Origin of the sequence: Microcoleus sp. POL10_C6, assembly GCF_036701585.1 — a bacterium.
In the GTDB taxonomy this organism is placed as follows: domain Bacteria; phylum Cyanobacteriota; class Cyanobacteriia; order Cyanobacteriales; family Microcoleaceae; genus Microcoleus.
This window is the reverse complement of record NZ_JAUBRB010000023.1, coordinates 75,947-92,907: the sequence shown is the minus strand read 5'-3', so window position 1 is coordinate 92,907 and position 16,961 is coordinate 75,947. Positions and strand designations below refer to the sequence as shown.

Sequence of the window (16,961 nt, the reverse complement as noted above, 5' to 3'; positions counted from 1 at the left end):
TTAGTATTAAAGCCTCAATAATCGGTTGTGCGACATTCATGAAAACTGTCAGGGATAGAACGAGAGTGTGTCTACGACAATTTTTTACCAAAATCAGTTTATATTCAGCAAGTAGCGATTCTAGAAGTTTATGGAAGGAGCTAGCTCAGTGCGTGATCAAAGATGGTTTGGTGCGATCGCCCTTCTCACTGGTGCGGGTTTTCTGGGCAACTATTTCAGTGTGTCTCTTTTATTTGGGGTTGATTTTCTCTTTGGCAGTATTGCGGTACTGATTATTACTTACTATTTCGGCTGGGGCTGGGGAGGCTTGGCTGGTCTAATAGCAGGCAGCTATACTTATGTCCTTTGGCATCATCCATACGCCACGATTATTTTGGTAATTGAGGCTCTGTTTGTAGGGTTTCTTTGCAAGAAGCGCAAACATCCGAACCTCCTTTTATTCGATGGGATTTACTGGTTCTTAATTGGAATGCCCCTCGTTTGGCTTTTCTACGGTCAAATGATGCACATGGACGCGAATCAAGCCATCCTCGTTATGTGCAAACAAGCAGCCAACGGCATTTTTAATGCCTTAGTTGCCAGCTTAATCATTTCGTATGCGCCGAGAAATCGGTGGGTTATTCCTTCAAAACATCTCGCCCTCTCTTTACAACAAACTATTTTTCATCTGTTGGTTGCTTTTGTCTTTATTCCAGGACTGCTCCTATTAGTGATTGATGGTAGATCCTTTCTTGGTCAAATCCAGACAACGGTGCAAACGGAGTTACAAACAAACGCAAAAAGTCTCACTAGCGCAATATCTAGATGGCATCAGCGACATCTCTTAGCTTTGAATACATTAGCTGAGGAATCGCTCATACCTGAAGCCGCAACTACTGCTAATACAGCGATTAAATCATCCGAGCAGCTAGAACAAAACATTAGCCTGATCGAGCAGTTGTTGCCAGATTTTGACAAAATTTATGCGACCGATTCATCGGGAAAGATTTTAGCTACTTCTTCTCCTTTTAATCAAAGCCGTCGGCGGTTGATCGAAGAAAGCAGGGAACATAAATCTCTCATTACCCAGGCTCAAAAGCGCTCAAAACCTTGGATGACTTCTATCCACAAAGATTTATTAATGGACGAAACTCATGTAGGATTGAATGTACCCCTGCAAGTTCAAGGTCGTTTTCTTGGGGTAATCCACGGTTCATTAGGATTGACCAAGATCAAATCTCTCTACATTTTCCAGAGTAACGATCGGCAATTAGGCATTACATTGCTCGATGAAAACAACCGAGTCATTGCGAGTAATCAATCCGACCAAAAGCTTTTGATTAGGGTTCAGGATTCAAAGAACGGCAGCACTCGCACCTTAGAGGGAACCTTGCAGCAGTGGCTTCCTAGCAATGGCAAAAATCCGATGATCCGTTGGAAAAACTCTCTGTATATACAGGAATTTACAATTAGCTCCGATCTGGACTGGAGATTACGCTTAGAAATTCCAGCCTCTCCCTATGTAGAAAATTTACAAAATCGCTACAAGGCTGACTTGATTATTCTACTCGTCATCACCATGTTGGCATTTTTGTTTGCAACGCTGGTTAGCGAACGACTGGTCAAGCCATTATCCTATTTAGCTGGTGCGACTGCTGACTTACCCAACAAGCTTTCAGAAGGAACATTTGAATGGAAACATAGCTCTGTTACTGAAATCAATGAGCTTGCTCGCAATTTTCAATTGATGGCGATCGCACTCAATCAAAGGTTTAGGGAGATTAAACAGGCTAACGCCACATTAGAAGAGCGGGTTCAAGAACGAACGCAAAAATTATCCAGAATCAATCGCTCTCTCAAAGGTGAAATTCAGAGACGTAAACAAGCCGAAGCTGAATTAAGAACAAGAGAGGCGGCGATACGATCTTTATATGAAGTTACTTCTACCCAAAATCTCAATTTTGAGCAGCGCATCCAAGCGTTGATTGACATGGGATGTGAGAATTTAGGGATGGAAAGTGGCATTTTAGCTCGCGTGCAAAATAATCTTTATGAGGTAATGGTTGCGCGATCGCCCGATCGAGTCCTGAAACCAGGTGATGCCCTTGATATTAAGCAAACTTTGTGCTGTGAAGCTTTAGACACAAATGAACCCCTAACCATCGAACATATAGGCACCTCAAAATGGCGTTACCATCCTGCCTATCTTGCCCAAGGCATGGAAGCTTATATTGGAACACGAGTTTTAGTTGCAGGCAAAGTTTACAGTACCCTCAGCTTTTCTAGCAAATCTCCCCGTGCAGACAGCTTTAAATCTGCCCATGTGGAATTACTGAAGCTGATGGCTCAATGGATAGGTAGTGAAATTGAACGGCATGAGGCAGAAGTCGCTCTGCAAGCGAGTGAAGAGCGGTGGGAACTCGCCCTACGTGGTAGTAATGATGGGGTATGGGATTGGAACGTCAACACCAATGAAGTATTCTTCTCGGCTCGCTGGAAACAGATGTTGGGCTACGAAGACCATGAACTCCCTAATCACCTGGATGAATGGAGCAAGCGGGTGCATCCCAATGATCTCGATTGGGTGATGCAAGTAATTCAAGATCACTTTGAGGGCAAAACTCCCTTTTATATTACAGAACATCGATTGCTTTGCAAGGATGGGAGCTACAAATGGATTTTAGCTCGAGGGCAAGCGCTTTTGGATGAAGCAGGCAAAGTTGTCCGTATGACTGGTTCTCACAGCGATACTACCGATCGCAAAAAGTTGGAGCAGGAAATTCAAGCCAGAGAGCAATTATTGAATGCTTTCTTTAACGGAGCTTCCCTAGCAGGGGTGGGGCTGTGTATCCACGATCGGCAGTTTAAATTTTTACAAATCAATGAGGCACTAGCTGAATTTAATGGCCACTCTGTGGAGGCTCACTTAGGTAAGACAACCGATGATATTTTGGGAGAATTTGCTGCTGGTGTAAATCAACTATTACAAAAGGTTTTAGCAACTGGAAAACCTTCGATCAATTTGGAAATTAGCACAGCATTATCCAGTCCAACGGGTGTCAAGCGCCACTGGCTCGTTTCTCACTTTCCCATTTTCAAGGATGCAGAGCAGCCTGTAGCAGTGGGTTGCATTCTAATTGAAATTAGCGATCGCAAACGCGCCGAAGCAGAACTGCAACAAATGAGTGCCGCGCTAGAAAATGCCGTAGCAGGCATCTCTCGACTCGATACTCAAGGACGCTATCTGTTTGTTAACGCAACTTATGCCGCCATCACGGGATATCAGCCGGAGGAAATGCTAGGGATGGACTGGCAAAGAACCGTTGCTCCTGAAGATGTTGAGAGAATGGTAGCTGCTTATCAACAGATGTTGAGAGAGGGCAGAGTTGAGGTTGAGGCTAGGGGGATGCGAAAAGATGGCTCCAGCTTCTATAAACAATTGGTGATGGTTTCTGCTTATGACGAGCAAAATGTCTTTGTGGGGCATCACTGCTTTATGAAGGATATTACCGATCGCAAGCAGGCAGAAGAAGCACTACAGCGACAGTTGCAAAAAGCCCTACTGCTGAAGCAAATTACCCAAGAAATTCGGCAAAGCCTCAATGCTCAGCAGATATTTGAAACGGCTGCTATTCAGATTGGGCAAACTTTTGGGGCCAGTCGCTGCTTAATTCGCACTTACCTGGACAATCCACAGCCTCAGTTTCCTGTCGTTGCAGAGTATCTAACACCCGGAGCAGCCCCCAGCAGGGAGCATGACATTCTGGCCGCGAGTCCTGCTTATACAAAACAGTTGATGGCTCAAGATGAAGCGATCGCCTCCCCGGATGTCTATTGCGATTCATTGCTCTCCTCTGCTCATTCAATTTTTACCAGACTCAAATTGAGATCGACATTAGTAGTGCGAACTTCTTATCAAGGAGAGCCGAATGGTGCCATTTGTTTGCACCAGTGCGATCGTTACCGTCATTGGACTACCGATCAAGTGGATCTGCTAGAATCCGTCGCGACTCAAGTAGGAATTGCCCTCGCTCAAGCCAAATTACTAGAGCAAGAAACTCGACAACGAGAAGAATTAACTCTGAAAAACTGTGCCCTGGAGCAAACTAGACGAGAAGCCGAAGCTGCTAACCGAGCCAAAAGTGAGTTTCTGGCGATGATGAGCCATGAAATTCGCACTCCCATGAATGCGGTTATTGGCATGACGGGACTACTGCTAGATACAGAACTCAAGGCTCAACAGCGAGACTTTATCGAGACGATTCGCAATAGTGGGGATACGCTTCTGAGTATCATCAACGACATCCTTGACTTCTCCAAAATTGAGTCGGGCAAGCTGGAGCTAGAAAAGCATCCCTTGAGCTTGAGAGATTGCATAGAAGGTGCGATCGATCAACTTGCAGTTAAAGCAGATGAGAAGGATATTGAGTTGGGCTACCTGATCCACCCTAAGACTCCTAATTTCATTTTGGGTGATGTCACCCGTCTCCGTCAGATTCTAGTTAACTTACTCAACAATGCGATTAAGTTTACTGAAACTGGGGAAGTTACCATTTCCGTGGAAGCCTCTCTAGTGGATTCTGACAAAACAATTTCTGAGCCAGGGAACTTGTCAGAAAGCTTGTATGAAATCCAGTTTGCCATTCAAGACACAGGCATTGGTATTCCAGCCAACCGGCTCGATCGACTGTTTAAGTCTTTTAGTCAAGTAGATGCTTCGACGACTCGGCAGTATGGAGGGACAGGTTTAGGTCTGGCGATTAGTAAGCGACTTAGTGAAATGATGAACGGCATGATGTGGGTTGAGACCAGAGGTCACGTCGGAGGAACCCCTTCACCCAAATGGCTAGCCACTAATTCTCATCGAGTCACAATGGGTTCTACCTTCTACTTCACAATTGTGGCTTCCTCTGTGGCTACTGAGTTAGCGGAACCGATGGAAATGATACCAGAACTATCTGGCAAGCGTTTATTAATCGTGGATGACCAGCCCACTAACCGACAAATTCTGACATTGCAAGCCGAGACTTGGGGGATGCAGAGTCGGGCTGCCCAATCGGCTGTGGAAGCGCTCAATTGGCTTGAGACTGGAGAAACCTTTGATGTGGCTATTTTAGATATGCAAATGCCACAAATGGACGGCCTCACACTCGCCTCAGCCATCCACCAGCATCCTAAGTGCCACCGTTTACCCCTAGTATTGCTGACTTCAATGGGCTACCCAGAAGCGAGTTCTTCAGCCCTCTCCACCCACTTTGCGGCTTGTTTAAGCAAACCCATCAAACAATCCCAGCTCTATCAAATACTGATCCATGTGCTACAAGGTCAACCGAAAAAAGTTCAACAACAGCTTCCTATATCTGTCCAGGATGATATGAAACTGGCCCAGACACTCCCACTGCGAATTCTTTTAGCAGAAGATCATCTGGTGAATCAGAAGGTGGCACTGCTGCTGTTAGAGCGTTTGGGATACCGGGCCGATGTTGCTGCCAATGGATTAGAAGTCTTGGAAGCCCTGAATCGCCAGCCTTATGATGTGGTGTTGATGGATGTACAAATGCCAGAGATGGATGGACTAGAAGCCAGCCGTCGTATTTGCCAGGAGTGGCCGGCTCATACTCGTCCCAGAATTATTGCCATGACGGCGAATGCCATGCAGGGCGATCGCCAGGTTTGTCTTGATGCTGGCATGAATGACTATATCAGTAAACCGATTCGAGTAGAGGCTCTCACGCAAGCGCTGAGTCAGTGTCCACCCAACCCGGAACCGCAGCAGGCCCACAAGGAGGAATCAGATAGCAACAAGCCAGAAATTGATGTGCCAGCAGTTAACCTCACAGAACTGCAAGCCTTCTGTAGCAGCATCGATCAAGATTCAACCCAGATTTTGAGCTTGCTGGCGAACTGCTATTTTGAGGAATCTCTAAAGTTGCTACAAGCTATGAAATTAGCGATCGCCCAAGCGGATACTCAAACCCTAAAGCGAGTGGCTCATACCCTCAAAGGCAGTAGTGCGAATCTAAGCGCGGCTCCTCTCGCCCAGCTTTGTAGCAGGTTAGAAGTCATCAGTACCTCTGGTGAACTAGATCAAGCCTCAACCCTATTGGCTCAAATCGAGGGTGAGTACGATCGTGTCAAAAATACTCTCCAACAAGAACTACAAGCATAGCGAAACTAATCTATGAAACTCAATTAAATAGGCATCTTTTTGCATCAGGACTTAGGCAACTGTCACCCGCGATGCCGCAAGGTGGCTATGCGATCGCATACGCATGAGCAAGCCTGATTTCAAATCTGTTAGCATCGGAATTATTATTCATATATCTCTTCTCTGCATCTGCGTGAATCTGCGTTTATCCCTTGTCATCTGCGGTTCATAAATTCTCTTTTTTTTACCGCAGAGGAGGGCAGATTAACACAGATTAACGCAGATTAATTATATCCATTATGATTGCTATGTCCATGATTGTTGAGTGTTGAGTGTTGGCGGGATTCTACAATCTCTAATGAGTAATGACTGCTGGCTGCTGTCGAAGCGGAATCTCGATCACAAACTCAGTACCCTTCCCTAATTCTGAATTGCATTTTAAAATGCCACCGTGTTTTTCTACTACAATTTGGTAACTAATTGACAGTCCCAATCCAGTACCTTTTCCCACTGCTTTAGTCGTGAAAAAAGGGTCAAATATGCGTTTTCTCATAGATTCCGAAATTCCCGTACCGTTATCAGAAATCCGAATCAGCGCGCTAGGAATAGTACCATTAAGTTGACCGACAGCAGTAGAGATTTTAATTTGAGGAACTACAGATTTACCAGCGAGCAACTTGTGCGATTCCAAAGCATCGATCGCATTTCCAATTACATTCATAAATACCTGATTCAACTGTCCCGCATAACACTCAACTCGATGCAAAATGCCGTATTCTTTCACTAGCACAATGTTGGCACTGTCCGCATTAGATTTCAGCCTGTGCTGTAAAATTAACAGCGTGCTGTCAATGCCCTCGTGAATATCAACCGCCTTCATTTGACTTTCGTCAAGACGGGAGAAATTCCTTAAAGACAAAACTATTTGACGGATGCGATCGGCTCCCACCTTCATTGAAGATAGCAATTTGGGCAAATCTTCTAGCAGAAATTCCAAGTCAATATCTTCACTCAATTTGTCTATTTCAGGACTATAAGCGGGATATTGCTGCTGGTAAAGTTCCAGCAAACTTAGTAAGCTAGCAGTATATTCACTAGCGTGATTGAGATTGCCGTAAATAAAATTAACCGGATTGTTAATCTCGTGAGCAATCCCGGCTACCAGTTGCCCCAAACCAGACATTTTTTCAGTTTGAATCAATTGAGCTTGAGTGTGCTGCAAATCCTTTAAACTTTGAGCGATTTGTTCTGCTTGGCGTCTGGTTTGAGCCAGCAAATCGGCTTGTTGGATAGCTACGCCTAATTGATTAGCAATCTGAGCTAAAAAGTTAACTTCTGAACTTTCCCAACAGCGGGGCGCAGAATGTTGATACGCTGTCAGCAAACCCCAAAGTTTTTGTCCTACAAAAATCGGCGCTATCGCATAAGCCTTCACCTGAAATTGCTCTAAAATACCGACCACACACTCCGAGTGGCAAACTTGATAGATATCGTCAATGGCTAGAGTTTCATTATTGGCATATCTGCCGCCTCGATTTTCCTGCAAATAAGTATCTTGCCAAACTGTACTGATACCTTCCCCTACCAATTTTATCCAGCCATCTTTCACACACTCGGCTACATAATAGCCACTCCAATCAGGATTAAATTGATAAACAGCTATTCTATCAACTTGCATAAACTGACAAACTTCTTGAGTAGCCGTCTTAAAAATTGCGTCGATATCGAGAGACTCCCGAATCTTGGCTACCACTTCAAACAGTATCCGCTGTTGCTCGGCTACCCACTGTAAATAAACTGACTGCTGCCGCGTTTTAGCCAACAAATCTGCTTGTTCTAATCCTACACTCAACTGAATTCCCACTTGCCTAGCAAACTGAATTTCCGAAGTGTTCCAATGGCGCAAACCGCTGCACTGGTGCACGCACAGCAAACCCCAAAGTTCGCTGCCATTCATCAGCGGCATAATCACCTGAGCTCTAATTTGAAATTGAGCTAAAAGAGCAGCATGGCACTCGGAAAGTCCAGCATTCTCGACATCTGGTAGCACTTGAATCTGTCCCTGACTGTATTTTTTCGCATAGTTTTCGCTAAAGAAATGATCGCAAACTTTTACATCCATTGCCGAAGAAAAACCAGGCAAAACATCTTCGGTAATAAATTCGCCTTCATTAAAGTTTAAACTCGGATCGAAGCGATAAATGCCAACTCTATCGGCTTTTAATATCCGCCGCAATTCTGTAGTTGTAGTCCAAAAAATTGTATCTAAATCGAGAGATTGTCTAATCTTAGCAACTACCTCAAACAGTATTCGCTCCTGCTCTGCTGCCCGCTGCAACTCAACTGCTTGCTGCTGAGTTTGAGCGAGCAAATCTGCTTGTTCTAGGGCGATACTGAGCTGAGCGGAAATTTGGGTAGCAAACTTAATTTCGGAAGATTCCCAGTTGCGGGGAGCCGAACATTGGTGTACGCACAGCAACCCCCAAAGGTCGTTGCCTTTCATAATCGGTGCAACTAAAGTAGCTTTGACTTGAAATTGCTCCAATAGTTGCTCATAGCAATCTTGCAGTCCAGCCTGTCTGATGTCGGACATTGTGTGAATTCGTCCCTGAGAGTAGAGATTGGCATACTTTTCTCCAAAGCAGCGATCGTGCACTTTGACTGCCATTGCTGACACAAAATCTGGCAAAACATCTTCGGCAACGAATTGGCCGTCGTTAAATTCCGACGCTGGTTCGAAGCGGTAAACCGCAACTCGATCGGCATTTAAAGCCCGTCGCACTTCCTGGGACATCGTGCTAAAAATCTTGTTCAAGTCGAGGGATTTCCGCATTTTGGCCACCACTTCAAACAGCACTCGCTGCTGTTGGGTCAACTGCTGTAGTTGAGCGGTGCGCTTTTGAACTTGATTTTCTAAATTTGTGTTAAGTTCCTCTATTTGTTGATCGAGTTGGTAGTGGTTAATAGCATTAGAAAAATGGGTACCAAAAATTTGCATCAATTCAATTTCTTCAGCCTTCCAGTCGCGAATTTGGGCAGTTTTTGACTCTTTCCACGCTTCAAAAGATATCCGAGATTGGGCAAGCCGCCCGTCGCTATCAAACTGTCTAGCCCAGAGAGTTTCGGTGTCAAATTCTTCTCGAAAAATGGTCAAGTAACCGAATATGTGCTGGCGGGTTCTGAGTGGTACGATTAAAATGCTGCGAATTTTGGTCGATCGAAATGCAGGTTGTAGGCTTCTCAAACTGCTAATTTTGTACAAGTCGGGAATTGCCCAAACCTGTTGCTCGTCGGATTTAAAATATTCGTGCCAGACGCTGTATTGCTCAACCTGCGGGTATTTTGCGGAAATTCCCATCTTCGGCCCTAAGCCGCAAGTGTAGACTGTGAGTTCGCCAGTGGAGTTATCCGAATAGGGAACTCGGTTCGTAACCTTGCTGCTGTCGGAAATGAATGGCGTGGCGAAAATGCACAGCCTGCCGCCCGCGGCGTCTAGTGCTGCTACCGATTCTACCAAAGCCGTTTGGAGTTCAATCGCAGGCTGGGAGTTAAGGGCAGCAGCCACGCGGTTGACGGCAGCTTCCCGTTGAGCTTTCGCCCTCGCTTGGGCGAGGAGGGTTGATTGGGCTATGGCGACGCCGAGCTGATCTGCCACCATCTGAACGCCTTGGAGTTCGTTTTCTCCCACACTCCGGGACTCGGAGTGGTGAGATACCAACAATCCCCAGAATTCTTCGCCGTGAAAAATTGGTACTACTAAGCAAGCCTTGACACCCAGTGCAGTCAAGTATTCAGCGTGGCAGGGGTCAACCGCACGAAAGTGCATTTGGTCGTCGGGCAGCAGTTGGCCGGAAACTGCCTCGCGGCGTGGACTTTGGCCTAGCTGCCCGGAATCTATATCGACGATCGATCGCACCTGTACTTGCGCGAACAGTTCGCGGGCATGAGGGGGAATATCGTCTGCTGGAAAATGCAGACCCAATAGGGATGGCAAGCGGTTGCCGTTAATTGATTCGGCAATCACTTCACCGCTACCGTCGCTATGAAATTTGTAGATTTTTACTCTGTCTGTTCCCAAGAAGGATTGAACTTCTGCTGCTGTTGCGCTCAGAATTTCCGGTAGTTCTAGAGAGCGACGAATGCGGTTGGCGATGCGTTCGAGCAAATTTGCTCGATCGAACCTCACCTTGAGATTTTCGATCTTCAATGAGTCCATTATTAATCTTTTGCTTTCCTAGCAATAATAGTAAGCGGCCCAAAAGTTTTGTGCCTGTTAAAAAAATCGGCAAGCACAGCCATTTAATAAAATATAAATATCCTGAGGGCGATCGTCGATTAGTTTTGCACCTGTAGCGATCTGCCTTAAAATTGCAACTTTCCATTGCAACTTTCCATTTGTGTGGAATTAAAACTTTGGTACTTTAAATATAAACTTTGTAGAGCCTGCCGTGCAAGCTCGATACCCCAAAAGATTAAAATTGTCAAGTTTCAAGACTTGTAGAGTCATTCACCGCCAGCGATGAAGGTCGCACCGAAATATCTCAGTCCTGGATGCAAAAGCTGGCTGAGGAACGAGCTGACGGAAAGAAACAGCATAATTCAACAGGTTAACTCAGAAACCCGGTTTTTCGGTCTAGGATTGTATCTGCTGCTAGCGGGTTCGGAGAACAGTCGATCCACAATCCGCAGCTTTTTCAGATATTTTTAGATCAAAAAAAAGCTCCTGCCGTTAAGCAGGAGCCTTTTTCAACTAGACAATCAAATCAGAAATAAATTCGATCGATTAGTCTAAGTCTGGCATAGCCAGCACTGGTTCATTTTCGCGATCGATACCCTTCTCAAAGCCAGCGACAGCCGCGCGAGCGCGACCAGCGTGCCACAAGTGGCCGACCAAGAAGAAGAAACCCATCACAAAGTGGAAACAGGACAGCCAAGAACGAGGAGAAGTGAAGTTAAACGAGTTAACTTCAGTCGCCACACCGCCCACAGAGTTCAAAGAACCCAAAGGAGCGTGAGTCATGTACTCAGCCGCGCGGCGAGCTTGCCAAGGCTGAATGTCATTCTTGATTTTGTTCAAGTCCAAACCATTAGTACCGCGCAAGGGTTCCAACCAAGGGCCTTGGAAATCCCAGAAACGCATCGTTTCACCGCCGAAAATGATTTCGCCAGTAGGAGAGCGCATCAGGTATTTACCCAGACCGGTGGGGCCTTGTGCAGAACCGACGTTAGCACCCAAGCGTTGGTCACGGATCAGGAAGGTCAAAGCTTGCGCTTGAGAAGCTTCCGGGCCCGTCGGGCCGTAGAATTCGCTGGGGTAAGCAGTGTTGTTGAACCAGACAAAGCAGCAAGCGATGAAGCCCATCAGGGACAAAGCACCCAAGCTGTAAGACAGGTAAGCTTCGCCAGACCAGATTAAGGCGCGGCGAGCCCAGCCGAAAGGCTTGGTCAAAATGTGCCAAACACCGCCAGCGATACAAATCAGGCCAAGCCAGATGTGACCGCCGATGATGTCTTCCATGTTGTTGACGCTGACAATCCAGCCTTCGCCACCAAAAGGAGAGCGCACCAAGTAGCCAAAAATCACAGCCGGATTCAGAGTGGGGTTCGTGATAATACGCACATCGCCGCCGCCCGGAGCCCAAGTGTCATAGACACCGCCGAAGAACATGGCCTTAGCTACCAGCAGCAAGCAACCGCCACCCAACAAAATTAGGTGATAGCCGATGATGTTGGTCATCTGGTTCTTATCTTTCCAGTCGTACCCGAAGAAAGAAGAGTATTCTTCGAGAACTTCCGGGCCGCGAACGGCGTGATAAATGCCACCCAAACCGAGAACAGCAGATGAAATCAAGTGAAGAACGCCGACTACGAAGAACGGGAAGATATCAGTGACTTCACCGCCGGGGCCTACGCCCCAACCCAAAGTAGCGATGTGGGGCATCAAGATTAAGCCCTGTTCGTACATGGGCTTTTCTGGGATAAAGTGAGCGACTTCAAACAAAGTCATTGCACCGGCCCAGAACACGATCAAACCAGAGTGAGCGACGTGGGCGCCCAGCAGTTTGCCGGAGAGATTGATCAAACGAGCGTTGCCAGACCACCAAGCGAACCCGGAGGATTCTTGGTCGCGACCGCTTGCGTAGGAATTAGAGAGCGTTACCACCCGGTAGAACCTCCAACGATTTTAGATTTTGGATTTTGGGTTTTTTGTTCCCCTAGTAGGGCACGGGAGTACCGCGCCTGCGCCGGGGAATTGGGATTTGGATTTCAGATTAATTTAAAAAAAGTAAATTAATCTGAAATCCAAATCCTGATTTTTTTAAAGTGCGTTACCGCGAGGCAGAACTTCTTCAGGGAAGATGAAGTTTTCGTGAGGTTGGTCTGTCGGAGCCATCCAAGCACGAATGCCTTCGTTAAGCAGAATGTTCTTAGTGTAGAACGTTTCAAACTCAGGATCTTCAGCAGCGCGTAATTCTTGTGATACGAAGTCATAGGCGCGCAGGTTTAATGCTAAACCGACGATGCCAATGGAACTCATCCACAAGCCTGTGACAGGTACGAACAGCATGAAGAAGTGCAACCAGCGTTTGTTGGAGAAGGCAATTCCGAAGATTTGCGACCAAAAACGGTTGGCTGTCACCATCGAGTAGGTTTCTTCTGACTGAGTTGGGTTGAAGGCGCGAAAGGTGTTTGAGCCTTCGCCGTCTTCAAACAAGGTGTTTTCTACGGTTGCACCGTGGATGGCGCACAACAGCGCACCGCCCAAGATGCCTGCAACGCCCATCATGTGGAAGGGGTTGAGCGTCCAGTTGTGGAAGCCTTGCAGGAATAACAAAAAGCGGAAAATTGCTGCGACGCCGAAACTGGGGGCGAAGAACCAGCCTGATTGACCCAAGGGGTAAAGCAGGAACACCGACACAAACACGGCGATGGGGCCGGTGAATGCTAGGGCGTTGTAGGGACGGATGCCGACTAAACGGGCGATTTCAATCTGACGCAGGCAAAAGCCGATCAGTGCGAAGGCGCCGTGGAGGGCTACGAATGTCCACAGCCCACCGAGTTGGAACCAGCGGGTAAAGTCCCACTGTGCTTCCGGGCCCCACAGGAACAGCAGGGAGTGTCCGAGGCTGTTGGCTGGGGTGGAGACGGCTACCGTGAGGAAGTTGGCTCCTTCGAGGTAGGAGCTTGCCAAACCGTGGGTGTACCAGGAGGTGACGAAGGTGGTGCCTGTTAACCAGCCACCGATGGCTAGGTAGGCGCAGGGGAATAGCAGGATGCCAGACCAGCCTACGAAGACGAAGCGATCGCGTTTGAGCCAGTCGTCGAGGACATCAAAGATGCCTCTTTCGTTCTGGGCGCGTCCGACTGCGATTGTCATTGGGGTAAAATCCTTTTGCTTGTTAAAAGACCAAGGTTTCTAATTAAAGTTAACATAACTATATATTAGAAGTTCATAATTTTTCAACTAGAACAGCAGAGTTCCCCCACTAGAGGCGTACTCGATGAAAGCGTGGTTGAGAGGAAGGCCATCTTGGTTGACGATGCTCAGCAACAATCCAACTGACCCTTCGTCGCCAAGCGGCGAGGTGGCGGTGGTTGAGGAGACGAACAAACACTCTGCGCTTGCACTCAAATCCTTCACAGGGTAAGATTATCCTCTTATCTGTTGAAGAAGTTGTGAGCCAAGTAATTACCGCCAAACTCAAATTAAACCTGACTGCCGAGCAAAAAATCTCGGTAGCTCAGGTTTCTTTGGCCTATCGGGATGCGCTGAACTACGCATCCCAAGTGGCATTTGATAACGGTAAATCTGGCAACGGAGCTAAACTACAAAAGTTGGTCTACTCGGAGCTACGGGCATTATTTGGGCTTGGTTCCCAGATGGCGTGTAACGTGCCAAGACAAGTTGCTGCGACTTTTAAGACGCTGTGGACTAAAGCCAAGCAGAATAGCGAGGCGCTTAAAGCTGGGTATACCAAGCGGCGGTACAAGGGACTCGATCGAGCTCCCAAATACACCTCGCGGACTTGTACGCTTAATTACCAGCGCGACTACTCCTTTAAAAAGGATCGACGGGTCAGTATTAACACCCTGGGTGGTCGAATTGTTGTTCCGTTTGATGGCTACAACAAGCACATCGATCTGATGCGAGCGTCCAAGAAGATCGGTGCTGCTAAAATTGTCTACCAGAAATCCTCGAAGACTTACTATCTAATGGTGAGCTTGGAGGTGGAAACGCCTACTCTCGACCCACTGAACATCACTAGAATTTCTGGTATAGATGTGGGAATGAGATACCTCGCAGTCGAAACAGACTTAGCTAATAAGTCGAGTTTCTATTCGGGCAAGGCGGCTAGACATCGAGCCAACCGTTATCAAAAAGCCAGACAATCTCTACAGCGAAAAGACACCCGTTCGGCGAAGCGAAGATTAATCGCTTTGTCGGGACGGGAGAGACGGTTTATCGCTGATGTGAACCACCAGATTGCGAGTAAAATCGCCAAGCCTAACAGCCTGATTGGACTAGAAGATCTGACCGGAATACGCGATCGAACTAAATCTAAATCGGGCAAACGGGCAAGCAAGAAACAACGGAAAGCTAACAGGAACGTGGCTCAATGGTCGTTTGCCGAATTGCATGGCTATATCGATTACAAGGCTGTGCTGGTTGGCTCGTTAGCTACTAAAGTTCCAGCACATTACACCTCGCAAAGTTGCCCTAAATGTGGGCATACCTCAAAGGCTAATCGACCGAACAAGGGGCTGATTTTCCGCTGTGAATGCTGTGGGCATCAACTTCATGCAGATCTGGTTGGGGCGCGAAATATCGCACTTAGAACGTTGCTCGTCCGGCAAGCCTGGATGAGTACCGGGGTCTTGTCAGCACTCCCTCATGTATCGAGCCGTGAAGCCAAAGCTGAAATCCTTTCGAGGTTTTCGGAATTGAGGTGGAGTTCAGATACAAGCCCCCATCATAGCGGTACTCCGCTTGATGGCGGGTAGTTGACCATAATTAGCAGGAGTTGATACACAATGCCGATCGGTCGATCGCGATCGCCTCAGCGAAGCGTGACACTCGGTGGGCTAATTGAATTAAGATTTGGCTTTAAGGCTGTTTAATTTTATGACTGCAAAAACAATGACCTCGATCGATCCTGTCCTGCGCTACCCGGTTTTGGGCTCCCGCCGCTTCAGCAATTACTGGTGGGCGACGGTGGTCAGCATTGGAGGGACTGGTTTCCTGCTGTCGGGCATTTCCAGCTACTTGCACGTTAACCTACTGCCTTTTGCTGACCCGACTCAGCTCATTTTCATCCCCCAAGGCATTGCGATGGGTTTCTACGGTGTCTGTGGCGTGCTTTTGGCGCTCTACTTGTGGCTGACTATTCTCTGGGATGTCGGTGGCGGTTACAACGAGTTCGATCGACAAACTGGTAACATTCGGATCTTTCGCTGGGGATTTCCCGGCAAAAACCGCAAAGTTGATTTTAATTGCAAGACATCGGAGGTGCAATCTGTGCGCGTGGACATTAAAGAAGGTCTCAATCCCCGCCGCAGTATTTATCTTAAGCTCAAAGACCGCCGTCAGTTTCCCCTGACTAGAGTCGGACAGCCGATTGCTTTGTCGGAAGTGGAAAATCAAGCGGCCGAATTGGCTCGATTTTTGCAAGTTCCCCTAGAAGGACTTTAGGGATTTTCGATTTGCGGTTTGAGATTTTAGATTGGTAATGTCTCGTAGGGTGCGCCGAAGCGCACCTTACCTACCAGGTAAGTGAAAAAGATCGATCTGCGAGTAAGCCCGTTACCAATTTTTGAATCTATCAATTCACAATACTTCGGATAGTTTTTGATTGCCAACTGTAGAATAAGGGTTTCAAGGCGATTAGGCAAGTTCGCTATCCAAGGAAAATCGCGGGTTTCAGACTGCGAACTAAAAACACTCCGGACTATTGAATTAAAATCTTTAGTTGCAAAGTCCGTAATTGACTCAAAGTGAAATACAAATGCAAATGCAAATCAAAATTCAGCGGTGGTTATTCTCACTTTTAATAATTGGCGCGTTGTTTGTCGGAGGATGCGGTAGTTCCCCTGTGGCAAACTCGACTCCGACACCAAATCCGGCGTCGGGTGAAAATATTTCTTTGTCTCCGTCTCCGTCTCCTGCTACTGTAGTGGCGAGTTCGCAATTTAGCAATTTGCCACGATTGGAAGGAAAAGCAACGGTGGTGATGACGGTTAAAGGTGCTCCAATTACGATCGAACTCGACGGCACAAATGCGCCAATTACTGCGGGCAATTTTGTCGATTTGGTTCAGAAAGGAGTCTACGACGGGCTGGTATTTCACCGAGTCGTGCGGGAACCTCAGCCTTTTGTAGTTCAGGGCGGCGACCCCCAGGGTAAAGACCCTAAATTCCCTACAGCGCGACTGGGAACTGGGGGTTTTATTGACCCAAAAACTTCTACCGAACGCAGGATTCCTCTGGAAATTAAAGTAAAAGGTGCTGCCAATCCGACTTACAGCCAAACGCTAGAAGAAGCTGGGGTTAAGGAGAAACCCGTGTTGATGCACACTCGCGGGGCTGTTGCTATGGCTCGATCGCAGAGTCCTGATTCGGCTTCTTCTCAGTTTTACTTTACTTTGACGGATGTACCGTTTTTGGACGGTAGCTATGCAGTTTTTGGGTACGTAAAGCAAGGCATGGATGTGATTGATAAGATTGAAGCGGGCGATCGCATTGATAAGGCTACCGTTACTCAGGGTTTGGAAAATTTTAAGGCTGTTAATTAGTAGTCAGTTGGCAGTTGGCAGTTGGCAGTTGGCAGTTGGCAGTA

The 16,961-nt window shown here is 47.1% G+C and carries 7 protein-coding genes; 4 read left to right on the top strand and 3 right to left on the bottom strand.

Annotated features, from left to right (window positions below; genetic code table 11):
- Positions 1-148: 148 nt before the first annotated feature.
- Positions 149-6,148 (top strand): response regulator, encoded by a 6,000-nt coding sequence (locus QUA34_RS15225; protein ID WP_333387888.1) that lies wholly within the window; start codon positions 149-151, stop codon positions 6,146-6,148.
- A gap of 334 nt (positions 6,149-6,482) precedes the next feature.
- Here QUA34_RS15225 and QUA34_RS15220 read toward each other — a convergent pair whose 3' ends face one another.
- The 3 genes from QUA34_RS15220 to psbD all read right to left on the bottom strand — a co-directional run bounded on the left by QUA34_RS15220 (position 6,483) and on the right by psbD (position 13,505).
- Positions 6,483-10,343, bottom strand: a complete 3,861-nt coding sequence (locus tag QUA34_RS15220) for a GAF domain-containing protein (protein ID WP_333387886.1) — start codon at positions 10,341-10,343, stop codon at positions 6,483-6,485.
- Positions 10,344-10,910: 567 nt separating this feature from the next.
- Positions 10,911-12,290: a photosystem II reaction center protein CP43 gene (gene psbC, locus QUA34_RS15215; RefSeq protein ID WP_333330058.1), complete on the bottom strand. Its 1,380-nt coding sequence runs from the start codon at positions 12,288-12,290 to the stop codon at positions 10,911-10,913.
- Positions 12,291-12,446: 156 nt separating this feature from the next.
- Positions 12,447-13,505, bottom strand: coding sequence for a photosystem II D2 protein (photosystem q(a) protein) (psbD, locus tag QUA34_RS15210; RefSeq protein WP_333080069.1), 1,059 nt, complete (start codon positions 13,503-13,505; stop codon positions 12,447-12,449).
- A gap of 218 nt (positions 13,506-13,723) precedes the next feature.
- Between psbD and QUA34_RS15205 the strand changes: the two genes are divergently transcribed.
- From QUA34_RS15205 to QUA34_RS15195, 3 genes are all read left to right on the top strand, one after another.
- Positions 13,724-15,130 carry a transposase gene (locus tag QUA34_RS15205; RefSeq protein WP_333387883.1) on the top strand — a complete coding sequence of 469 codons (1,407 nt, stop codon included), beginning with the start codon at positions 13,724-13,726 and terminating at the stop codon, positions 15,128-15,130.
- Positions 15,131-15,251: 121 nt separating this feature from the next.
- Positions 15,252-15,818, top strand: a complete 567-nt coding sequence (locus QUA34_RS15200) for a photosystem I assembly protein Ycf4 (protein WP_333057558.1) — start codon at positions 15,252-15,254, stop codon at positions 15,816-15,818.
- 313 nt (positions 15,819-16,131) lie between these two features.
- Complete coding sequence (locus tag QUA34_RS15195; RefSeq protein WP_445242823.1) at positions 16,132-16,917, top strand: peptidylprolyl isomerase; 786 nt, start codon at positions 16,132-16,134, stop codon at positions 16,915-16,917.
- Positions 16,918-16,961 lie beyond the last annotated feature (44 nt).

Coding starts and splice junctions, on each gene's coding strand:
- QUA34_RS15220 (WP_333387886.1), bottom strand. CDS start 10,343: ATGGACTCATTGAAGATCGAAAATCTCAAGGTGAGGTTCGATCGAGCA.
- psbD (WP_333080069.1), bottom strand. CDS start 13,505: ATGACAATCGCAGTCGGACGCGCCCAGAACGAAAGAGGCATCTTTGAT.
- QUA34_RS15200 (WP_333057558.1), top strand. CDS start 15,252: ATGACTGCAAAAACAATGACCTCGATCGATCCTGTCCTGCGCTACCCG.
- QUA34_RS15195 (WP_445242823.1), top strand. CDS start 16,132: ATGCAAATGCAAATCAAAATTCAGCGGTGGTTATTCTCACTTTTAATA.